We start from the raw sequence: 21,274 nt of genomic DNA, 5'->3' as shown, positions 1-21,274 counted from the left end.
TCAGCGGGACCGCAAAGCGTCCCGTGCATTGTCGGGCGCGGCCGCCAGCGCCGCCGCAAGCCGGGCGATGCCGTCGCTGGCGCCCGTGCGCCAATGCGCGTCGGCGCGCGGCGACAGCCCGGTCGCCGCAGGGTTGATCTCCAGCACCGGTGTTCCGGCCGCGAGGGCGATGTCCGGCAGGCCGGCTGCGGGCTGGACCAGCGACGAGGTGCCGACCACGACCAGCAGCGCGCAGCGGGCGATCGCCTCGTGCGCGGCGCGCCATGCGTCGACGGGCAGCGGTTCGCCGAACCACACCACGTCCGGGCGGAAATCGCCGCCGCAGCGGTCGCAGGCCGGCGGCGGTTCGCGGGCGCCGGTGGCGGGCGATGCGCCCGGGCCCAGCATCGGATCGGGTTCGCTGCGTGCGCCGCAGTCGATGCAGCGCGACGCCAGCAGGCGGCCATGCAGATGGACGACGTCGCGGCTGCCCGCGCGCTCGTGCAGGTCGTCGACGTTCTGGGTCACGACGTCGACCGCGTGGCCGGCCGCGGCCAGTCCGGCGATGCCGGCATGGCCGGCGTTCGGGCGCGCGGCGCGCACCATCGCCGCGCGCCAACGGTACCAGCCCCAGACGAGCGCGGGATCGCGCCGGAACGCCGCCGCAGTCGCGAGCTCGGCGGGATCGAAGCGTGCCCACAGACCGGCCGGCGCGTCGCGGAAGGTGGGGATGCCGCTGTCTGCGGACAGGCCGGCGCCGCTGAGCACGGCGATGCGCATCGCGGCTCAGCCTGGCTGCGGCGCGGGCTCCGGCGGCGGGGCGCTGCCGGGCCGCACCGGGCGGAACGGCGGCGTGGACATCACCATCTCGGCCAGCGAGTAGGCCAGTTCGCGCTCGGCCAGGATCGCGCCGTCGGCGCCGTGCTGCAGCAGGTGCTTGACCTCGCTGTCGCTGTGCGCGCGCGCCAGCACGGTGATCGCGGGGTTCAGCGTCTTCATGCGCTCGATCGCCTCGCCGGCCTCGAACACCTGCGGGATCGCGAAGATCGCCAGCGCCGCGCGCTCGGGCGCGGCCTCGCGCATCACCGGCTCGGAGGCGACGTTGCCGCGCACCACCAGCAGCCCGTTGTCGCGGGCCTTGCGCACCAGCTCCGCGTCCTCCTCGACGATCACCAGCGGCACGTCGCGCTGCTGCAGTAGTTCGGCCAGCTGGCGGCCGACCCGGCCGTAGCCGACCAGGATCGCGTGCCCGTGCAGGTCGGCCGGGATCACCTGGATCGGCTGCACCGGCTCGGGCGCCGCGGCGGCGGTCGCGGCCTTCTTCTTCGCCTGCCAGCGGTCGAGCATCCCGAAGATCAGCGGATTGGCCATGATCGAGATCAGCGCGCCGGCCAGCACCAGCGATCGGCCGTCGGGCGGCAGGATCTCCAGCGCGACCCCGAGTCCGGCGATGATGAAGGCGAACTCGCCGATCTGCGCCAGGCTCGCGGAGATCGTCAGCGCGGTGCTGGTGGGGTGCCTGAACGCGCGCACGATCAGGAACGCGGCGGCCGACTTGCCGAAGATGATGATCAGCGCCGTGGCCAGCACCTGCCACGGGTGCACCAGCAGGATGCGCGGGTCGAACAGCATGCCGACCGAGACGAAGAACAGTACCGCGAACGCGTCGCGCAGCGGCAGCGAGTCGTTGGCGGCCTTGTGGCTGAGTTCCGACTCGTTGAGCAGCATGCCGGCGAAGAACGCGCCGAGCGCGAACGACACGCTGAAGATCGCCGCCGAGCCGAACGCGACGCCGAGCGCGATCGCCAGCACCGACAGCGTGAACAGCTCGCGCGAGCCGGTGCCGGCGATGCGTTCCAGCACCCACGGGATCACCCGGCGCCCGACCAGCAGCATCACGGCGACGAACATCGCCACCTTCAGCAGCGTCCAGCCGATGCTCAGCAGCACCGAGCCGACCGTCGTCTGCTCGCCGCCGGTGCTGTGCACCACGTCGGCCAGCACCGGCATCAGCACCAGCGCGATGACGCAGGCCAGGTCCTCGACGATCAGCCAGCCGACCGCGATCTTGCCGCGCGTGGTGTCGAGCAGGCGGCGTTCCTCCATCGCCCGCAGCAGCACCACGGTACTGGCGGTGGCCAGGGCGAAGCCGAACACGATGCCCTGCACGGTGGGCCAGCCCATCAGCGCCGCCAGCCCCCAGCCGAGCAGCGTGGCCACGGTGATCTGGGTCAGTGCGCCGGGAATGGCGATCGCCTTGACCGCCATCAGGTCCTTCAGCGAGAAATGCAGGCCGACGCCGAACATCAGCAGCATCACGCCGATCTCGGCCAGCTGGTTGGCCAGTTCCTGGTCGGCGACGAAGCCCGGGGTGAACGGTCCGACGAGGATGCCCGCGACCAGGTAACCGACCAGGGGCGACAGCCGCAGGCGGTTGGCGAGGGCGCCGAAGATGAACGCCATGCCGAGGCCGACGGCGATGATGTTGATCAGGTCGGTGTTATGCGGCATCGGGGGAAATGCAACGGACAGGCGTTGCAGTGTCGCCCACGGGTGGACATGCGGCAAGCCGCGCCGCGCGTCGTGCGGCCCGCATCGCCCAGTCCGGCTTCCACGCGCTTGACGACGGTTTGCAGGTGGCGCCAGGCCCGGCGAGGTTCGCCGGGCGCCGGAAGCAGGCGGGGAATGGTGACGCCGCTGGAAGACGGACCAGAAGAATGCCCCGGCGAACCGGGGCATCCTGGTCAGTGCAGACGCGTCTCGCGGTCGCTCACCACGTGTAGGTGACCTTGGCGTAGCCGAATGCGCCGCCGAAGCCGAACGGCGACAGGTTGCTGTAGGGGAACTGGCCATTGGTCGAGTTGGCGAGGGTGTTCTCGTCCGGATACTCGTTGAGCACGTTGTCGGCGCCCAGCGTCAGCGTCCAGTTGCTGCCCGGCTTGTAGCTGGCCGATACGTCCACCAGCCACTTCGCGCCATAGGTCTGGTCGTTGGCGGCATTGTTGGGCGTGGTGGCGACGCTGCCGTAGCGCGTGGTGGCGAGCGCGAACGCCCAGTCCGCCGTGCTCCAGGTGCCCGACAGCAGCAGCTTGTTGCGCGGGAAGCCCTGCTCGATGCGGCCGATCTCGACGCGGTCGATGCGCTCGAGGTCGACGCCGATCGCGTCGAGTTCCGGCGGGTTGTCGGCGATGCGCGTCACCTCGGTCTTGGTGTGGTTGTAGCCGGCGGTCAGGTCGAGGGTGCTTGCCGCCAGGTCCCAGCGGTAGCTGCCGACCACGTCGATGCCGCGGGTGCGGGTGTCGATGGCGTTGGTGAAGTAGCGGCCGCCGTTGACGCCGAAGATGCCCTGCGATTCCAGCAGCGCGCGCACCGCGTCGCCGGTGAGGTTGGACGACAGCGCGATGCGGTCGTCGACGTCGATCTGGTAGGCGTCGATGGTCAGGTACAGGTTGTCGACCGGCTGCAGCACCACGCCCAGGCTGTAGGACAGCGATTCCTCGGGCTGCAGCGGCTCGGCGCCGAAGGCCTGCGCGACCGCGCTGCTGGCGGGGAAGGTGCGGATCTCGTAAGGGTTGGGGTCGCCTGGCAGGAACACCGTGCTGACGGTCTGGAAGTACTGCTGCGCCAGTGACGGTGCGCGGAAGCCGCTCGACACCGTGCCGCGCAGCGCGACCGCGTCGGTGAAGGCGTAGCGTGCCGACAGCTTGCCCGAGACCTGGCTGCCGAAGTCGTCGTAGTCCTCGTAGCGCGCGGCCAGGCCGGCGGAGAACTGCTCGGTGAAGTCGGCCTCCAGGCCGGCATAGACGGCGTAGCTGTCGCGGTCGTAGGCGCCCGAGACTTCCGGCGCGAAACCGCCGAAGCCCTGCGCGCCGGCGCCCGCGTTCGGTACGCCGTTGCCGGCGTCGGCGTAGGAGCCGTACTCGCCGGGCGACTGGTTCCACTTCTCGTTGCGCGCCTCGGCGCCCAGCGACAGCGTCACCGGATAGGCGAGACCCCAGTCGAGCTGCTTGCTGACGTCGAAGTTGACGATGTTCTGGGTAGTCTCCAGCGCGCCGTCGTAGAACGAGGTCGGCGAGGTCGGGCCGAGGCTCGCGTTGAGCGTGTTGCGGGTATAGAACTCGAGATGGTTGTAGCCGTAGTTGTAGCTCAGGTCCCAGGTCCATTCGCTGGCCGTGTAGCCCTTCAGGCCGGCGACGATCGAGCGGTCCTTGGAGATGTTGTTGATCTCCGGCAGGAAGCCGTCGGGATGGATCGATGGGATGTTCTGGGTCGGGTTGGCCGGCGCGCGGAAGAACGCGAACGAGGTGATGTCGCGGTTGCTGGCGGTACCGAAGGCGTAGCCGCTGATGCTGTCGGTGAACGCGAAATCGGTGTTGAAGCCGACCGCGCCGAAGTCGACCTCCGGCTCGCCGATGACGAAGGCCTTCTGGCCCAGCGCCGGCTGGGTGGGGCCGGGCGTGCCGGCGAACGGACGCGCGCGGTTGGTCGAGTCCTGCTGGCCGACCTGCGCCGACAGGTGCAGGAAGCCGCGGTCGTCGCCGAGCGCGATGCCGGTGTCGCCGGCGATCTGCGACTGCTTGCCGTCGCCGGCCGAGTACTGGCCGTAGTTGACCGACAGGCTGCCGCCCTGCGACGCGCCCTTGAGCACGACGTTGACCACGCCGGCGATGGCGTCGGAACCGTACTGGGCCGAGGCGCCGTCGCGCAGCACCTCGACGCGCTCGATCGCCGAGATCGGAATCGTGTTGAGGTCGACCGGCGACGAGCCGCGGCCGATGGTGCCGTTGAGGTTCAGCAGCGACGAGGTGTGGCGGCGCTTGCCGTTGACCAGCACCAGCACCTGGTCGGGCGCGAGGCCGCGCAGCTGTGCCGGGCGGATCGCACTGGTGCCGTCGGTCAGCGCCGGGCGCGGGAAGTTCAGCGACGGCAATGCCCGCGACAGCGCGGTCGCCAGTTCGGTGGTGCCGGTGGCGGTCAGCGCCTCGGAGGTGATGATGTCGATCGGCGACTGCGATTCGGCGACGGTGCGGTCGCTGACGCGGGTGCCGGTGACGATCAGCGTGTCGAGGGTCGAGGTGCGGGTCTGGGCATCGCTGCCGGCATCCTGGGCGAACGTCATGGGTGCGGTCAGGGCCAGGGCTACGGCCGTGGCGAGGGGAAGACGGGAAAGGCGCATCGGGGGAAACCTTTGTTTTCTGTGAAGTCCGGATGGATTGGACTGGTTTGTTTCGCTGGCGTCAATCTCGACAAGAATGTGATGCGATCGTCTCGATATTGGGACAATAGCCTGCGCTTCCGGCATGCGCCGCCCGTCACGAAAGCGATGCCCCGGCACGGGCCGGGGCATCCGGGTGGAGCGAAGCGCGCGGCCGGGCCTACCAGCGATAGGCCGCGTTGGCGTAGACGAACGCGCCATTGAAGCCGAACGGCGAGCTTCCGCTGTAGGGCAGCTGGCCGCTGGTGGAGTTGGCGAAGATGACCTCGTCGGGATAGGCGTTGAACACGTTGTCGCCGCCGAGCGTGAACTTCCACTTGTCGACCGCGTAGGAGAACGCGAGATCCAGCGTCCATTCCGCGCCGAAGGTCTGGTCGAGCGCCGGATTGGCGTTCAACACGCTGAACTCGCCGTAGCGCGTCGCCGCCGCCGATACCTCGAAGCCGCCGACGGTCCAGATGGCGCCGAGCAGGAACTTGTCCTTCGGTGCGCCGACCTCGAAGCGTCCCAGCTCGACCCGGCCGAAACGCACGGCATCGGGGTCGATGGCCTCCAGCGACGCGGGATTGCCGGAGACCCGGTCGATCTTGGTCTTGCTGTAGTTGTAGCCCAGGGTCAGGTCCAGCGTGCTGCCCGGCAGCGCCCAGTTGTAGGTGCCGACCAGGTCGACGCCGTTGGTCGTGGTGTCGATGGCATTGGTGAAGTAGCGGCCGCCACCGACCCCGGGGAAGCCGTTGGCGTTGAGGTAGTCGCGCACGGCATCGCTGGTGAGGTTCTCCGACAGGGTGATGCGGTCGTCGATCTCGATCCGGTAGGCGTCGAGGGTGACGTACAGGTTGTCGACCGGCTGCAGCACCAGGCCGAGGCTGTAGTTGGTCGACTCCTCGGCCTGCAGCGGTTCGGCACCGAGCGCGAGCGCGGCGGGATGGTTCACGCGGAAGGTCACGATGTCGTAGGGCACGCCGCCGATGAAGTTGGTGGCGGTGGACTGGAAATACTGCTGCTGCAGCGACGGCGCGCGGAACCCGGTGGAGACCGTGCCGCGCAGCGCCACGGCGTCGGTGAACGCGTAGCGCGCCGAGACCTTGCCGGTCGCGGTGTCGCCGAAGTCGCTGAAGTCCTCGTAGCGCGCGGCCAGGCCCAGCGAGAGCTTCTCGGTCAGGTCGCCTTCCAGGCCGGCGTAGAACGACAGCGCGTTGCGGTCGAAATTGCCGCCGTCGGTGTCCTTGAATCCGGGGAATACCTGCGACCCGGGAATCGGCGTGGACTGCCCGGGCGCGAGCACGCCGCCGTTCGCGTACGACAGCGGCTCGCCGGCCGACTGCTTGAAGTCGTCGCCGCGCCACTCGGCGCCATAGGACAGGGTGATGGGATAGGCCAGGCCCCAGTCCAGCGGCTTGTTGAGGTCGAGGTTCAGCACGTGCTGCTTGACCTCCAGCGCGCCGGCATGGAACTGGGTCGGCGAGGTCGGCCCGAGACTGCGGTTGAGGGTGTTCTTGATGTCGAAGGTCAGCTCGTTGCTGCCGTAGGTGTAGCTGAAGTCGATGTTGGTGCCGCCGGCGGTGTAGCTCCTGAGCCCGGCGCTGAAGTGGTGGTCGGTGGAGACGTTGTTGATCTGCGGCAGGAAGCCGTCCGGATAGATCTCCGGAATGTTGCGCGCGTCGCCCGCCGGGCGGAAGAAGCCGTTGGAGAGCACGTCGCGCTTGGTGTAGATGCCGGTGGAATAGAAGGTCAGGTAGTCGGTGATATCCAGTTCGGTGTTGTAGGTCACCGATCCGTGGTCGACCTCGGGGTCGCCCTGGCGCTGCACGACCCGGCCCAGCGGCGCCGACGTGGCGCTGGGCGTGCCGATGTAGGGCCGCGCGCGGTCGGTCTGGTCCTGGTGGCCGGCCTGCGCGGAGAGGTGGATGAAACCCTCGCCGACCGCGAAACCGATATCGGTGGTCAGCTGGTACTGCTCGCCGTCGCCGGCGGACGTCTGGCCGTAGCGCAGCGCGAGGCCGCCGCTGTCGGCACGGCCCTTGAGCACGATGTTGACGACGCCGGCGATCGCGTCGGAGCCGTACTGCGCCGAGGCGCCGTCGCGCAGCACCTCGACGCGCTCGATCGCCGAGATCGGAATGGTGTTGAGGTCGACCGGCGACGAGCTGCGCCCCTGCGAGCCGTTGACGTTGACCAGCGCGCCGGAGTGGTAGCGCTTGCCGTTGACCAGCACCAGCACGTGGTCGGGCGACAGGCCGCGGATCTGCGCCGGGCGCACCGCGTCGGTGCCGTCGTTGATCGCCGGGCGCGGGAAGTTCAGCGACGGCAGCGCGCGCGACAGCGCGGTGGCCAGCTCGACCGTGCCGGTGGAGGTGAGGATTTCCGGCGTGAGGATGTCGATCGGCGACTGCGACTCGGCCACGGTGCGGTCGCTGATCCGGGTGCCGGTGACGATCAGGGTGTCGAGCGTGCGCGGCGCCTGCTGGGCGGGGGCGTCCTGGGCGAGGACGGCGGGGCTGACGAGTGCGGCCACCAGGGCCAGGTGCAGGGGATGTCGGGACATGCGGCTTACCTTCTATGGGGGAGGGTTGGCGAAGCGGCTGCCCTTTGGCTCTAACATATTTGTAACAAACCGGTCAAAGGTTGCATCCGTATCGAAAATCGCCGCGGATCGGGTGTGCTGCCGGAGTGCCGGCCGTACGGTCCGGTAGAATCCACGCCATGATCTCCTTCAAGAATTTCGCCCTGCGGCGCGGCGAACGCCTGCTGCTGTCCGATGTCGACCTGACCCTGCATGCCGGCTGGCGCGTCGGCGTGGTCGGCCGCAACGGCACCGGCAAGTCCTCGCTGTTCGCGGCGGTACGCGGCGAGGTCGAGGCCGACCGCGGCGATCTCGACCTGCCCAACCGCGTGCGCGTGGCCAGCATCGCCCAGGAGATGCCGTCGCTGCCGGATGCCGCGATCGATTTCGTGCTCGGCGGCGACGCCGTGGTCGCCGCGGCGCTCAAGGCCGAGGCCGACGCGATGGCCGCGGAGGACTGGGAGGCGGTCGCCGACGCGCACGTGCGGCTGGCCGAGGTCGGCGGCTACGATGCCGGCGCGCGCGCCGGCAAGCTGCTACACGGCCTCGGCTTCCCCGCCGAGACCCACCAGCGCGCGGTGTCGACGTTCTCCGGCGGCTGGCGCGTGCGCCTGAACCTGGCGCGCGCGCTGATGACCCCCAGCGACATGCTGCTGCTCGACGAGCCGACCAACCACCTCGACCTCGACGCGGTGCTGTGGCTGGAACAGTGGCTGCTGAAGTACCCGGGCACGCTGCTGCTGATCTCGCACGACCGCGAGTTCCTCGACAACGTCTGCACCCACACCCTGCACCTGCATGGCGGCAAGGCCAAGCTGTACACCGGCGACTACACCTCGTTCGAGCGCCAGCGCTCCGAGCAGTTGCGTCTGCAGCAGATCACCCACGAGAAGACCCAGGCCGAACGCGCGCACCTGCAGAAGTTCATCGACCGCTTCAAGGCGAGCGCGGCGAAGGCCAAGCAGGCGCAGTCGCGGGTCAAGCGCCTGGCCAAGATGGCCGACACCGAGGCGGTGCGTGCCGAACGCGAGGTACGGATCGACTTCCCGCAGCCGGTGAAGCTGCCGCACGCGCTGCTGCGGATCAATCATGGTCGTTGTGGTTATGCCGCGACGGTCAGTGATGGCCAGCCTGCGGCTGTTGAGGAGCATTCGTCATTCGTGATTGGTGATTCGGAAAAGCAGGACGCTGCCGCCGTTTCGAATGACGAATCAGGAACGACCAATCAAGCCGGCGCCGTCGTGATTCTCGACAACGTGGGCTTCGGACTCGAGGCCGGCGACCGGATCGGCCTGCTGGGCCCGAACGGCGCCGGCAAGTCGACGCTGGTCAAGTCGCTGGTCGGCGAGCTGCCGCTGCTGGCCGGCGAGCGCTACGCGCACCCGGACCTGCGGATCGGCTACTTCGCCCAGCACACGGTGGAGTCGCTGGTCGCCGGTACCTCGCCGATCGACCACCTGCGCGAGTTGTCGCCGGACGTCGCGACGCAGGCGTTCCGCGACTTCCTCGGCAAGTGGAGTTTCCCCGGCGACCGCGCGTTCGAGAGCATCGACGGCTTCTCCGGCGGCGAGCGCGCGCGGCTGGCGCTGGCGCTGATCGCCTGGCTGCAGCCGAACGTGCTGCTGCTCGACGAACCGACCAACCACCTCGACCTCGAGATGCGCGAGGCGCTGGCCGAGGCGCTCAGCGACTTCCCCGGCGCGATCGTGCTGGTCTCGCACGACCGCCATCTGATCGGCCTGGTCAGCGATACGTTCTGGCGCGTCGCCGACGGCGTAGTCAAGCCCTTCGATGGCGACCTCGACGAATATGCCGCATGGCTGCGCGCGCGCGGCAACGCGGGCGAACTGCGCACGCCGCCCGTCACGCCGGTCGCACCGGCTGCCGCCGCGCCGCCGGCCAGGCCCGCGGCGAAGGCGGCCAAGGTCAATCCGCACAAGCTGCAGAAGGCCGAAGCGCGCGTCGCCGAACTGGAACAGGCGCTGGCCGCGATTGAGCAGGCGCTTGCCGACCCGGGCGCCTATGCCGATGCCGCGAAGGTTGCCGAACTCGGGCAGCGGCAGGCCGGCCTGCGTGCGGAACTCGAACAGGCCGAGGGCGATCTGCTGTCGCTGTACGAGGCGGCCTGAGCGCGCGCTCCCGTGAAACCGGGGAGCGGTAGAGGGATGCGCCTTGCCGGTACGGCCGGCGGCGCCGCGCCGCGATTTGCGCGGCATGACCGCTGCGGTTAGGGTTCGGCCATGAACATCACCTTCCGCTGCACTGTCCTTGCCACCGCACTCGCGCTCGCCGCCTGCGGTGCGAACGAGCCGGCCGAGCCGGCCCGGCCCGCGCCCGCCAACCCCACCGCCGATGCCGCCGCCGCGGCGGCCGCCGTCGATGCCGCGCTGCAGAAGGCGCCTGCCGACGAATTCCTGGCCGCGATCGCCCGCCATTGCGGCGAGGCCTTCGAGGGCCGCATCGTCGCCAACGAGCCGGCGCCGGCGGCCGATGCGCCGCCCGACCCGTTCGAGGGCAAGACCCTGGTCATGCACGTGCGCGGCTGCAACGACCGTGAGAAGGAGCTGCGCATCCCCTTCCATGTCGGCGACGACCACTCGCGCACCTGGATCCTGACCCGCACCGACGACGGCCTGCGCCTGAAGCACGACCACCGCCTGCCCGACGGCAGCGACGACCCGGTGACGATGTACGGCGGCGACACCGCGACCCCCGGCACCGCGGAACGCCAGGAATTCCCGGTCGATGCCGAGTCGATCGAGATGTTCGAGCGCGAGGGGCTGGCCGCGTCGGTCACCAACGTCTGGGCGATGGAGATCCACCCCGGCCAGCGCTTCGTCTACGAGCTGTCGCGCCCCGGCGGCCGCAAGTTCCAGGTCGAGTTCGACCTGACGAAGACCGTTGCCGCGCCGCCGACGCCCTGGGGCTACTGAGGGCCGCGCTATTTCCGGCCCGTAAACAGCAGGTCGGGGCAATGCCCCCGACGCGCCATGTCTGGACGTGCAGCGCGTCGGGGGCGTCGCCCCGACCTACCTCGATTCGCAGTATTTGCGGGCCGGATCAGCAAGTGGTCCGGTCCAGCGCGTCCTGCGCCTGCAGCCAGAGCCGCAGCCGCCTGACCGGTTCGCGCTCGCGCCGCGAGCGCAGCCGCGTGAACCAGTAGCGGCCGAGCCGGATGCCGACCGGGAAGGGCTGCAGCAGGCGCCCTTCCGCCAGTTCCCGCTCGAACATGCGCAGCGGCAGCAGGGCTGCGCCGGCGCCGGACGCGGCCGCGCTGGCGAGTGCCAGCGAGGAGTCGAACACGGGCCCCCGCGCCTCGATGGCGGGTGCGTCGGCGGCCTGCAGCCAGCGCGGCCATTCGTCGCCGCGAAAGGAGCGCAGCAGCGGGACCGCGGCGAGATCCCGCGGCGTGCGCAGCTGCCGGGCCAGCGCAGGTGCGCAGACCGGCGCGAAGGCCGTGTCCGCGACGGGCGTGCAGGCCTGTCCCTGCCAGTCGCCGTCGCCGAAGCGGATCGCCACGTCCAGCCCCTCGCTGGCCAGGTCGATGCGGTTGTTGTGGGTCTGCAGGCGCAGTTCGATGTCCGGGTGCGCGGCCTCGAACGCCGGCAGCCGGGGCAGCAGCCAGCCGGTGGCGAAGGTGCCGACGACGCCGGCCGTCACCACGTGGCGGCGCTGCTCCGTCGACACCCGGTGGATGCCGGCAGCGATGCGGTCGAAGGCCGCATTGAGGACCGGGTACAGCGCCGCGGCCTCGTCGGTCAGCGCAACGCCCCGCGGCAGCCGGTGGAACAGGCGCACGCCCAGACGCGCTTCCAGCCCGCGGATCTGGTGGCTCAGCGCGGCCTGGCTCACGCACAGCTCCAGCGCCGCACGGGTGAAGTTCTGGTGGCGGGCCGCGGCCTCGAAGGCACGCAGCGCATTGAGCGGAAGGGGTGGGCGGGACATGGACGCAGGTGTGAGCCAGGTCGATGGATGATCGCACCGCATGCGTGGAAATGGCCCGGATCGGCCGGGAGCCATCGATCCAGCTCATGGCTGTCCCGGATTCTTCGCGCTGGTCGCCGTGCCGGGAAGCACCAAGACTGGCGTTCACACCCGAATGGAGATGTCCATGTCCTCGCGACGCGCGTTCCTGAAATTCGCCGGCACCGCCGCCCTGTCCGCGACCGCCGCTCCACTGCTCGCTCGTGCCGCGGGCGCGGCGGCGCCGGATTTCGCCGCGCTGGAGGCCGCCAGCGGCGGGCGCCTGGGCGTGGCGCTGATGCGGTCGGACGGCGGCATCCGCGCCGGGCACCGCGCGGACGAACGGTTCCCGATGTGCAGCACGTTCAAGTACCTGCTGGCCGCCGCCGTGCTGGCGCGGGCCGATGCGGGCCGCCTGTCGCTCGACGGCCGGGTGCCGGTGCGCGCCGCGGACATCATCGACCACGCTCCGGTCACCGGGCGCCATGTCGGCAAGGACGTCACCGTCCGCGACCTGTGCCGGGCGACGATGATCTGGAGCGACAACCCCGCCGCCAATCTGCTGCTGCCGCTGGTCGGCGGGCCGGCGGGATTGACCGCGTTCCTGCGTGCGCACGGCGATGCGGTCACCCACAGCGACCGCTACGAGCCGATGATGAACCGCTTCGTGCCCGGCGATCCACGCGACACCAGCACGCCGGCGGCGATGGCCGCCAACCTGCGGCGGTTCGTGCTCGGCGAGGCGCTGCGTCCGGACGCGCGCGCGCAGCTGGGCGACTGGCTGATCGACAACCAGACCGGCGACCGCCGCATCCGCGCCGGCTGGCCGGACGGCTGGCGGATCGGCGACAAGACCGGCGCGGCGACCGGCATCAGCAACGACATCGCGGTGCTGTGGCCGGCCGATGGCGGCCCGCCATGGCTGCTGGCCTGCTACCTGCAGGGATCGCCGCTGGAGGCCGCCGGCCGCGACGACGTGCTGCGCCAGGCGGCGTTACTTGCCAGCGCGTATCTGCGATGATCGCCGCTCCGCCATCTTGATCCGGCGACGGGCACCCCCAAGTCCGGGACCAGACGTGCTTCCCCCCGGTTCTCCCGCTACTCCCGTTGCTCAAGCCATCGCCATGCCCATCTACGCCTTCCAGTGCGCCGAATGCGGCCACAGTTTCGATCGTCTGCAGAAGTTGTCCGATCCCGATCCCGCCACCTGTCCGGCCTGCGGTGCGGCCGCGGTCAAGCGCCAGGTGACGGCGCCGTCGTTCCGCCTGGCGGGCAGCGGCTGGTACGAGACCGACTTCAAGAAGGACGGCGACAGGAAGCGCAACCTGGTCGAAGGCAGCGGCGGCGGCTCCGACGCCAAGCCGGCCGAGACCAAGCCCGCAACCGACGGCAAGCCGGCGGCGAAACCCGCCGATGCCGCGCCCGCCAAGGCCAAGCCGGCCGCCGATTGAACGCGCGCGGCGCAGCGCCGACCTGCGTTGCCAGCGGCGATCGATCCTTCCGGTTGCCGCCGCGCATGCGCGGCGCGGGCCCATCGGTCCGGGTGCGCCTGCACGTTGCCGCAATGAAGCGTCCCGGCCGCCGCCACGGTCGCGCCTGCGCGCACTGGTAGACTGTGTCCGCCGGTTCGCCGGTCACATCGAAACGTCTTCAGGGCGGGGTGCGATTCCCCACCGGCGGTAGGTGTCGCGGTCCGGGCGCATGTCCGGCCAGGCACGAGCCCGCGAGCGCTTCCACGGCCGCAGTCGGTTTCCGACCGGCGCGCCGGTGGAAGGTCAGCAGACCCGGTCCAATGCCGGGGCCGACGGTCATAGTCCGGATGGAAGAAGACGACAGCGCACGGCGCGCCGCCGTGCGCGCTGTCGTGCGCCTGGAAGCATTTCGTCGCATTCAACCGCGGCGTGCCGGGCCCTGGCCCGCGTCCGTCGCGCCGTCAGGGAGCCCAGCGGATGTTCACCGGATTGATCGAAGGCGTCGGGTCGCTGCAGGCGATCGAATCCCGCGGCGGCGACGCCCGCCTGCGCATCGCGGTCGGCACGTTGCCGTTCACCGACCCGGCGATGGGCGAGAGCATCGCCGTCAACGGCGTATGCCTGACCGTGGTCGGGTTCGACGCCGCCCATTTCGAGGCCGACGCCTCGACCGAGACCCTGGCGCTGACCACGCTCGGCGCGCTGGTGCCGGGCCGCGCGCTGAACCTGGAGCGCGCGATGCTGCCGACCGACCGCCTCGGCGGGCACCTGGTCAGCGGCCATGTCGACGGCGTCGGCCGCGTGGCCTCCATCCACGAGGATGCACGCGCGCAGCGCTGGCGCTTCGACGCGCCGGCGGCGCTGCTGAAGTACGTCGCGCACAAGGGCTCGGTCTGCGTCGACGGCGTCAGCCTGACCGTCAACGTGGTCGATGCCGGCGGTTTCGAGGTCGCGCTGGTGCCGCACACCGTCGCCCACACCGCGTTCGCGCAGGCCGCGACCGGCGACCCGGTCAACCTCGAGGTCGACATGATCGCCCGCTACGTCGAGCGCCTGTTGCAGGCCAACCTGTCCGCCGGCGGCGGACCGTCCACTGGAGTCTCCGCATGAAGTTCGCCCCCGTCCCCGAGCTGCTCGAGGAAATCCGCGCCGGCCGCATGGTCGTCATCGTCGACGACGAGGACCGCGAGAACGAGGGCGACCTGATCATGGCCGCCGAGCTGGTGACCCCGAAGGACATCAACTTCATGGTCACCCACGCGCGTGGCCTGGTCTGCCTGCCGCTTACCCGCGAGCGCTGCGCGCAGCTCGGCCTGGCGCCGATGGTCCGCGACAACACCGCGCAGTACCAGACCGCGTTCACCGTCTCGATCGAGGCGGCCGAGGGCGTGACCACCGGCATTTCCGCCTACGACCGCGCGCATACCATCCGTACCGCGGTGCGTCCGGACGCCAAGCCGTCCGATCTGGCGCAGCCGGGCCACATCTTCCCGTTGCTGGCGCATCCGGGCGGCGTGCTGAGCCGTGCCGGGCATACCGAGGCCGGTGTCGACCTGGCGATGCTGGCCGGGCTGGAGCCGGCCGGCGTGCTGGTGGAGATCCTCAATCCCGACGGTTCGATGGCGCGGCGTCCGGAGCTGGAGGTGTTCGCCCGCGAGCACGGGCTGAAGATGGGCTCGATCGAGGACCTGATCGCCTGGCGGCTCGGCAACGAGCACACCGTCGAGCGCGTCGACGAGCGCGACATCGATACCGAGTTCGGCCCGTTCCGGCTGGTGACCTATCGCGACCGCATCGCCCACGAGCTGCATTTCGCCCTGGTCCGCGGCACGCCGGACGCGGCGACGCCGACCCTGGTCCGGGTGCAGGTCGAGAATCCGCTGGCCGACCTGCTGCACTGGCGGCGCGACGATTTCGGCGTTGCCGCGACCGATGCGCTGCGCGCGATCGACGCCGCCGGCAGCGGCGTGATGGTGATGCTGTCGGCGCCGCGCGACAGCGACGCGCTGCTGGCGCGGGTGCGCAAGCTGCCCGAGCAGCACGACGCCAGGGATGTCGGGCAGTGGCGGCGCAACGGCGCCGGCGCGCAGATCCTCGCCGATCTCGGCCTCGGCAGGCTGCGCGTGCTCGGCACGCCGCGCAAGCAGATCGGGCTGGCCGGCTTCGGGCTGGAGGTCGTCGAGTACGTGGAACCGGAGGCGGCCGTTGCATGAACCGTTCGTCACGTCGTCCCGGGCGCAGCAGGAAGTGGCCGACGTCCGGTACGCGTGCGGATGAACGGACCTCTCCATTGAGTTGGTTGCGCCGGGACCGAGGGTTCGGAAACACGAAAGCCCATGCGCGTGCCTTGCAGGCAGCAGTGGACAGTCTGCCCGATACAGGCTCGGCAGGAAGCGCGCAGATGCGTTCGTCGCCGTTTTTGGAATGAAGCCCGTCATTGGGTAAGGTAGCGACGTGGTACGTCATTCGGTGCCCCGAAAAGGGGCGCCGGGTCTCTCGCCCTCCCCCCCCAAATGCATGCCAGGCGGCGTCACGGCAATCCGTGGTCGTACTGCCGGATTCCGGAATCTTTTGGCATGGAAATTGCATCGCCAGCATGAGCGCGGCTGATGCTCGGAGTTACGCAAAAAAGATGAGTGCATCGGAGCTTCTTGGCTACTACCGGGCCCACGCATGCCCGCTGCAATGGCGCGGGTTCCTGTGTGCATTGGGCGACGAGTTCGAGGACGCGCTTTCCGATGCGGAGCTGACGCTGCTGATGTCGCGGATCGGCGGACGCTTCGCACAGGCGCACCCGCTTCCCGATGTCGACACGCTGGATGCGCTGCAGGCCGCGCTCAACGCGATCTGGAATGCGCGCAACTGGGGGTATGTCGTGTTCGAGGAACTGCCCGACCGGGTCCTGATCCGGCATGGCGCCTCGCCGCTCGCGTCGGCCCTGGGCGGTGAACGGATCTGGGCGGCGGGGTTCCTGGAAGGCGCGTACAGGGAATGGTTCCGTGCCGCCGGGATGCTGGCCGGGCTGGATGTCCGCATGGCCGCGCCTCAATCGGCGGATGTCGCCGACTTCGTTCTTTCACGCGTTTCCTGATAGCTACCGAGACCATGAGCCGTTCCGAATCACCGAAAACACTGAAAACCAACCCACCGAGCTCCGGCAGCGACGATGTCGCCGGCCTGTTCAGCAGGCTTGGCAAGAGCGGGGGATACCGCGATTTCTCCGAGTTCAAACTCCGCGACGCGGTGCCGGCTGCGCGCACAGCGCCCGTGCAGGCCACCACGGAACCCCGTGCCGGCGACAGGGCGCCGGTGACCCCGGTGCCGCTGCGTCCGGTGCCCTCTGTGCCCGCCGCACCACTGGCCGTGCCGCCTGCCGCGACGGCGGCCCCGGACAATCTCGCCCCACCGCCGTTGCCGCCGCTGCCGGCGGCGCGGGATGCGGACTGCCGCAACGCGGCGGCGACATTCACGCCGCTGGAGCAGCTGTTCCGGCGGCTTGCGCATGCCGGCCCCGCCGCCGCCGGAAAGAGTCCGCTGGTGCGTCTGCGCGGCGACTGACGCGCGGCGACTGATCCGGGGGGCGGGGCAAACCCGTCCCGTCCGGTCGTGGCATGGCCCCTACCAAGAGAACCAAATGGCAATGGATGCAAGCAAGGAATGGCCGGCGCTGCCGCGGCCCGTGCTCTGGGCGGTGTGGGTCGTTGGCCTGCTGCTTCTCGCGTTCGTGGTCACGGTGCCCCTGGAGGTCGGCCAGCAGCTGGTGTTCTCGGCGCTGGTGTTCATCATCGGGGTGGTGCTGAGCAAGCGCGCCGGCCGGCTGGTGGTGCTGACCATGATGGGACTGTCGCTCGTGGTGTCCACCCGCTACATGTGGTGGCGCCTGACCGAGACGCTCGGCTTCGACAATCCGCTCGATCTCGCACTGGGCCTGGGGCTGGTGGCGGCGGAGATCTATGCGTTCGTCGTGCTGGTGCTGGGCTATTTCCAGGTGCTGTGGCCGCTCGGCCGCAGCCCGCGCCAGCTGCCCGCGGACCAGTCGCTGTGGCCGACGGTGGACGTGTTCATCCCGACCTACAACGAGCCGCTGTCGGTCGTGCGGACCACCGTGCTGGCCGCCACCGTGCTCGACTGGCCGTCCGACAAGCTCAACATCCACCTGCTCGACGATGGCAGGCGCGAGGAGTTCCGCCAGTTCTGCGAAGAGGTCGGCGTCAACTACGTCACCCGGACCAACAACAACCACGCCAAGGCCGGCAACATCAATGCGGCGCTGAAGAAGACCAGCGGCGAATTCGTGGCGATTTTCGACTGCGACCACATCCCCACGCGGTCCTTCCTGCAGGTCACGATGGGCTGGTTCCTGGAAGACCGGAAGCTGGCGGTGATGCAGATGCCGCACTACTTCTTCTCGCCCGACCCGTTCGAGCGCAACCTCGGCACCTTCGGCAAGGTGCCCAACGAGGGCGAACTGTTCTACGGGCTGCTGCAGGAAGGCAACGACACCTGGAACGCGACGTTCTTCTGCGGTTCCTGCGCGGTGATCCGGCGTGGTCCGCTGCAGGAAGTGGGCGGCGTGGCCATCGATACCGTGACCGAGGACGCGCACACCGCGCTGCGCCTGCACCGCGCCGGCTATCGCAGCGCCTATCTGCCGATCCCGCAGGCGGCCGGTCTCGCCACCGAGAGCCTGTCGGCGCACGTCGGCCAGCGCATCCGCTGGGCACGCGGCATGGCGCAGATCTTCCGCATCGACAATCCGCTGTTCGGGCGCGGGCTGCGGTGGGCGCAGCGGCTGTGCTACCTCAACGCGATGCTGCACTTCTTCTACGGGCTGCCGCGCATCGTGTTCCTGACCGCGCCGCTGGCGTTCCTGTTCTTCGACGCGTACGTGATCCAGGCCTCCGCGCTGATGATCCTGGCCTATGCGATCCCGCACATCATGCAGGCCAACCTGACCAACCTGAAGGTGCAGGGCAGGCACCGCTACCTGCTGTGGAACGAGGTCTACGAGACGACGCTGGCCTGGTACATCCTGCGCCCGACCCTGATGGCGGTCCTCAACCCCAGGCTCGGCAAGTTCAACGTGACCGCGAAGGGCGGCCTGGTGGAGCGCAGCTATTTCGACGCGGGCATCGCCAAGCCCTACCTGTTCCTGCTGGTGCTGAACCTGGCCGGTGTCGTGGCGGGGCTGCTCAAGCTGTTCTTCACCGACGGCAGCGGCGAGATCCACACCATCTGGCTCAATCTCGGCTGGACCATCTACAACATCATCCTGCTGTCGGCGACCATCGCCACGTGCAGCGAGCGGCGGCAGACCCGGCACGCGCCGCGGGTGACGTTCAGCATGCAGGCGGTGCTGCACCTGCCGGATGGGCAGGCGCTGCCGTGTACGACGGTCGATTTCTCGATGGGCGGCATGGCGATCCGGCTGGACACGGGACAGCCGGTGCAGCCGGGAACCGAGGTCGAGATCGAGTTGAGCAGCCGCAACCGGAGCGAACGGTTGCCCGCGTTGGTGCTGCAGGATCGTGACGAACAGGGGCTGGGCATCCAGTTCCGCGAACTCACCCTCAAGCAGGAGCGGTGGCTGATCGCATCGACCTTCGCACGTGCCGACATCTGGTACTCGAAGTGGGGCCGGCACGCGCAGCAGGGTTATCTGGCGTCGGTTGGTGGCGTGCTGGTCGCCAGCGCCCATGGACTCCGGGTGCTCGGTAAGTACATCGCCACCAGCGCGGGACGGGGATTCCGCGCCGGGGCCAGGACAGGAAATTCCGCATGAAGTGCCAGTTCTCCGGTGGCCGCGCACGGTCACACACGTGTCTGCTGATGGCCGCGGCGTGCGCGGTGACGGTGCTGTTCGGGGCCGCCCACGCGCAGGACCAGGAGGCGGCGGAGGCCACTGCGCCGGCCGAGTCGACGCCGGAGGCGCCGCCCGTCGCGCAGCGGGAGCGGCGCTCGACCCTGCGCGATCTGGGCATCGACTACGAGATCACCCTGCGCGGCATCCAGGGCACGGCCGGCATTCCGTTCTCGGTGCGCACCGACCAGATGGTCGACCGCGCCGCTTTGCACCTGAAGTACAGCTATTCGCCCGCGCTGCTGCCGGACCTGTCCCATCTGCGCGTGACGGTCAACGACGTGACGGTGGCCACCCTTCCGGTCCCGGCCGGCGACGCCGGCCGCGTGCTGGAGCGCAGGATCGACATCGATCCCAGGCTGGTGATCGACTACAACCGCATCAACCTGCAGTTGATCGGCCACTACACCCGCGACTGCGAGGACCCCGACCACACCAGCCTGTGGGCGAACATCGACAGCAGCAGCTACCTCGAACTTGGCTGGCAGCCGCTGGCGCTGGCAGACGACCTGTCGCTGCTGCCGGTACCGTTCTTCGACGCGCGGGACGTGCGGCCATTGGATCTTGCATTCGTGTTCGCCGATACGCCCGAGGCATCGCTGCTCGAATCCGCCGGAATCCTGTCGTCATGGTTCGGCGCGCTGGCCGGATATCGCGGCGCGCGCTTCCCCGCGTCGTTCAACCAACTTCCGCTCGAGGGCAACGCGGTGGTGGTCGCCAGCGCCCGCAAGCCGCCACAGGGGATCGCGCTGTCGGAAGTGGCCGGCCCGACCCTGGCGGTGGTCCCCAACCCGAACGATCCCTACGGCAAGCTGCTGCTGGTGTCGGGACGCGACGATGCCGAAGTGCGCATCGCCGCGATGGCACTGGCGCTGGGTACCCCGCTGACCGGCGGCGTGGCGACCATCGACGGGTTCACCGAGGCCGCGCCGCGCCAGCCCTATGACGCCCCGAACTGGATCTCCAGCACCCGTCCGGTGCGCTTCTCCGAACTGGTGGCGCAGCCCGACGCGCTGAATGTCAGCGGCTATCGCCCGGACCTGATCCGGGTGGGACTGCAGTTGCCACCCGACCTGTTCATCTGGCGGCGCGACGGCATACCACTGAAGCTGGCCTACCGCTATACGTTGCCTGGCAACGACGACGGCTCCGGGCTCAACATCAGCATCAACGACGCCTTCGTGACCACGCTGCCGCTCGATGGCCGGCCGTACGCGCAGGCACCCGCGATGCGCTGGCTCCACAGCCTCGGTCCGCGCGGCGGCATGCCGATCCGGCAGAACCTGCTGTTGCCCACGGGTCCGTTCTCCGCCAACAGCCAGCTCCGTTTCCACTTCCATTTCGACCGGCCGCAAGCCGAGGCCTGTACCAGTACCTTCGCCGACGTGTCGGGTGCCATCGACGGCGACTCGTCCATCGACCTGAGCGGCTTCCATCACTACATGGCCATGCCCAATCTCGCGGCGTTCGGCAATGCCGGTTTTCCGTTCACGCGGCTCGCCGATCTGGCGGAAACCGCTTTGGTGCTGCCCGAGTCGCCGGTGGATATGGACATCGGCAATGCCCTGACGCTGCTGGGACGGATGGGTGCCTCGACCGGCTATCCGGCGCTGCGTACGCGGATCATCGCGCCGCGGCAGGTGGACGAATTCGCCGGGCACGATCTGCTGGTCATCGGCTCGCGCCACAACCAGCCGCTGTTCACCCGGTGGGCCGATGCCTTGCCGATCGGAGACGACGGCGGCCGCTGGCGCTTCCGGCTGTCGGATTGGCTGCTCGGCCGCGTCCCGGGCTTCCTGTCACCGGATGCGGGACGTACCGACCTGCCCACCACGGCCGAGGTCGTGGTGCAGCCGGCCCCCGGCGACGTGGTGCTGATGGGCTTCGAGTCGCCTTTGCAGGCCTCGCGTAGCGTGGTGGCGATCCTCGCGGACGAGCCGTCCCGCGTCGGCGCGCTGTTCGAGGCCTGGTCGGATCCGGCCAGGCTGCGCGACTTCCAAGGCAGCGTGGTCCTGCTCGAAGGCGAGAAAGTCCGCAGCCTTGCGGGCAATCAGACCTACCATGTCGGCCATCTTCCGCCACTGGTGAGGGCGCGCTGGTTCTTCGCCAACAACCCGCTGTGGCTTGCGCTGGCGGTGGCGGCAGGTTGCGGTTTGCTGGCGCTGGTGCTGGGCTGGCTGCTGCGCCGGCAGGCGGCGATCCGGGAACGGGAGGCCGACTGA

At 69.6% G+C, this 21,274-nt stretch carries 15 protein-coding genes and 1 riboswitch; of the genes, 10 read left to right on the top strand and 5 right to left on the bottom strand.

Annotated features, from left to right (window positions below):
- The 4 genes from LDO26_RS02505 to LDO26_RS02490 all read right to left on the bottom strand — a co-directional run bounded on the left by LDO26_RS02505 (position 1) and on the right by LDO26_RS02490 (position 7,739).
- Positions 1-759 carry an SIR2 family NAD-dependent protein deacylase gene (locus LDO26_RS02505; RefSeq protein ID WP_232129495.1) on the bottom strand — a complete coding sequence of 253 codons (759 nt, stop codon included), beginning with the start codon at positions 757-759 and terminating at the stop codon, positions 1-3.
- 6 nt (positions 760-765) lie between these two features.
- Positions 766-2,490: a YbaL family putative K(+) efflux transporter gene (gene ybaL, locus LDO26_RS02500; RefSeq protein ID WP_232129494.1), complete on the bottom strand. Its 1,725-nt coding sequence runs from the start codon at positions 2,488-2,490 to the stop codon at positions 766-768.
- Between the two features lie 259 nt (positions 2,491-2,749).
- The gene (locus LDO26_RS02495) at positions 2,750-5,155 is read right to left on the bottom strand and encodes a TonB-dependent receptor plug domain-containing protein (RefSeq protein ID WP_435594018.1); all 2,406 of its coding nucleotides are present in this window, start codon (positions 5,153-5,155) and stop codon (positions 2,750-2,752) included.
- Between the two features lie 199 nt (positions 5,156-5,354).
- Positions 5,355-7,739 (bottom strand): TonB-dependent receptor plug domain-containing protein, encoded by a 2,385-nt coding sequence (locus LDO26_RS02490; RefSeq protein WP_232129492.1) that lies wholly within the window; start codon positions 7,737-7,739, stop codon positions 5,355-5,357.
- A gap of 158 nt (positions 7,740-7,897) precedes the next feature.
- Between LDO26_RS02490 and LDO26_RS02485 the strand changes: the two genes are divergently transcribed.
- A complete protein-coding gene (locus LDO26_RS02485; protein WP_232129491.1) occupies positions 7,898-9,886 on the top strand; it encodes an ABC-F family ATP-binding cassette domain-containing protein in 1,989 nt (662 codons plus the stop codon).
- Between the two features lie 111 nt (positions 9,887-9,997).
- Complete coding sequence (locus LDO26_RS02480; RefSeq protein WP_232129490.1) at positions 9,998-10,690, top strand: hypothetical protein; 693 nt, start codon at positions 9,998-10,000, stop codon at positions 10,688-10,690.
- Positions 10,691-10,817: 127 nt separating this feature from the next.
- Here LDO26_RS02480 and LDO26_RS02475 read toward each other — a convergent pair whose 3' ends face one another.
- The gene (locus LDO26_RS02475; RefSeq protein WP_232129489.1) at positions 10,818-11,702 is read right to left on the bottom strand and encodes a LysR substrate-binding domain-containing protein; all 885 of its coding nucleotides are present in this window, start codon (positions 11,700-11,702) and stop codon (positions 10,818-10,820) included.
- 166 nt (positions 11,703-11,868) lie between these two features.
- Between LDO26_RS02475 and bla the strand changes: the two genes are divergently transcribed.
- From bla to bcsB, 8 genes are all read left to right on the top strand, one after another.
- Complete coding sequence (gene bla / locus LDO26_RS02470; protein WP_232129488.1) at positions 11,869-12,741, top strand: class A beta-lactamase; 873 nt, start codon at positions 11,869-11,871, stop codon at positions 12,739-12,741.
- A gap of 103 nt (positions 12,742-12,844) precedes the next feature.
- Complete coding sequence (locus LDO26_RS02465) at positions 12,845-13,171, top strand: FmdB family zinc ribbon protein (protein ID WP_232129487.1); 327 nt, start codon at positions 12,845-12,847, stop codon at positions 13,169-13,171.
- 191 nt (positions 13,172-13,362) lie between these two features.
- A riboswitch (FMN riboswitch) is annotated at positions 13,363-13,555 on the top strand.
- Positions 13,556-13,669: 114 nt separating this feature from the next.
- Positions 13,670-14,302 carry a riboflavin synthase gene (locus LDO26_RS02460; RefSeq protein WP_232129486.1) on the top strand — a complete coding sequence of 211 codons (633 nt, stop codon included), beginning with the start codon at positions 13,670-13,672 and terminating at the stop codon, positions 14,300-14,302.
- Complete coding sequence (gene ribB / locus LDO26_RS02455) at positions 14,299-15,405, top strand: 3,4-dihydroxy-2-butanone-4-phosphate synthase (RefSeq protein ID WP_232129485.1); 1,107 nt, start codon at positions 14,299-14,301, stop codon at positions 15,403-15,405. The genes LDO26_RS02460 and ribB overlap by 4 nt, the downstream gene beginning before the upstream one ends.
- Positions 15,406-15,734: 329 nt before the next feature.
- The gene (gene bcsD, locus LDO26_RS02450; protein WP_232129484.1) at positions 15,735-16,283 is read left to right on the top strand and encodes a cellulose biosynthesis protein BcsD; all 549 of its coding nucleotides are present in this window, start codon (positions 15,735-15,737) and stop codon (positions 16,281-16,283) included.
- Between the two features lie 14 nt (positions 16,284-16,297).
- On the top strand, positions 16,298-16,750 hold the full coding sequence (locus LDO26_RS02445) for a hypothetical protein (RefSeq protein ID WP_232129483.1): 453 nt from the start codon (positions 16,298-16,300) through the stop codon (positions 16,748-16,750).
- An 82-nt stretch (positions 16,751-16,832) separates the two neighbouring features.
- A complete protein-coding gene (gene bcsA / locus LDO26_RS02440; RefSeq protein ID WP_232129691.1) occupies positions 16,833-18,974 on the top strand; it encodes a UDP-forming cellulose synthase catalytic subunit in 2,142 nt (713 codons plus the stop codon).
- Positions 18,971-21,274 carry a cellulose biosynthesis cyclic di-GMP-binding regulatory protein BcsB gene (bcsB, locus tag LDO26_RS02435; RefSeq protein WP_232129482.1) on the top strand — a complete coding sequence of 768 codons (2,304 nt, stop codon included), beginning with the start codon at positions 18,971-18,973 and terminating at the stop codon, positions 21,272-21,274. The genes bcsA and bcsB overlap by 4 nt, the downstream gene beginning before the upstream one ends.

It is taken from the genome of Proluteimonas luteida, from assembly GCF_021191695.1.
GTDB lineage: Bacteria > Pseudomonadota > Gammaproteobacteria > Xanthomonadales > Xanthomonadaceae > Luteimonas > Luteimonas luteida.
Note: the sequence above shows the minus strand (reverse complement) of the source record. Positions and strands in the feature narration are given on the sequence as shown.

Excerpts from the sequence above, each read along its gene's own strand:
- LDO26_RS02505 (WP_232129495.1), bottom strand. The coding sequence starts at position 759 with ATGCGCATCGCCGTGCTCAGCGGCGCCGGCCTGTCCGCAGACAGCGGC.
- ybaL (WP_232129494.1), bottom strand. The coding sequence starts at position 2,490 with ATGCCGCATAACACCGACCTGATCAACATCATCGCCGTCGGCCTCGGC.
- LDO26_RS02495 (WP_435594018.1), bottom strand. The coding sequence starts at position 5,155 with ATGCGCCTTTCCCGTCTTCCCCTCGCCACGGCCGTAGCCCTGGCCCTG.
- LDO26_RS02490 (WP_232129492.1), bottom strand. The coding sequence starts at position 7,739 with ATGTCCCGACATCCCCTGCACCTGGCCCTGGTGGCCGCACTCGTCAGC.
- LDO26_RS02485 (WP_232129491.1), top strand. The coding sequence starts at position 7,898 with ATGATCTCCTTCAAGAATTTCGCCCTGCGGCGCGGCGAACGCCTGCTG.
- LDO26_RS02480 (WP_232129490.1), top strand. The coding sequence starts at position 9,998 with ATGAACATCACCTTCCGCTGCACTGTCCTTGCCACCGCACTCGCGCTC.
- LDO26_RS02475 (WP_232129489.1), bottom strand. The coding sequence starts at position 11,702 with ATGTCCCGCCCACCCCTTCCGCTCAATGCGCTGCGTGCCTTCGAGGCC.
- bla (WP_232129488.1), top strand. The coding sequence starts at position 11,869 with ATGTCCTCGCGACGCGCGTTCCTGAAATTCGCCGGCACCGCCGCCCTG.
- LDO26_RS02465 (WP_232129487.1), top strand. The coding sequence starts at position 12,845 with ATGCCCATCTACGCCTTCCAGTGCGCCGAATGCGGCCACAGTTTCGAT.
- LDO26_RS02460 (WP_232129486.1), top strand. The coding sequence starts at position 13,670 with ATGTTCACCGGATTGATCGAAGGCGTCGGGTCGCTGCAGGCGATCGAA.
- ribB (WP_232129485.1), top strand. The coding sequence starts at position 14,299 with ATGAAGTTCGCCCCCGTCCCCGAGCTGCTCGAGGAAATCCGCGCCGGC.
- LDO26_RS02445 (WP_232129483.1), top strand. The coding sequence starts at position 16,298 with ATGAGCCGTTCCGAATCACCGAAAACACTGAAAACCAACCCACCGAGC.
- bcsA (WP_232129691.1), top strand. The coding sequence starts at position 16,833 with ATGGATGCAAGCAAGGAATGGCCGGCGCTGCCGCGGCCCGTGCTCTGG.
- bcsB (WP_232129482.1), top strand. The coding sequence starts at position 18,971 with ATGAAGTGCCAGTTCTCCGGTGGCCGCGCACGGTCACACACGTGTCTG.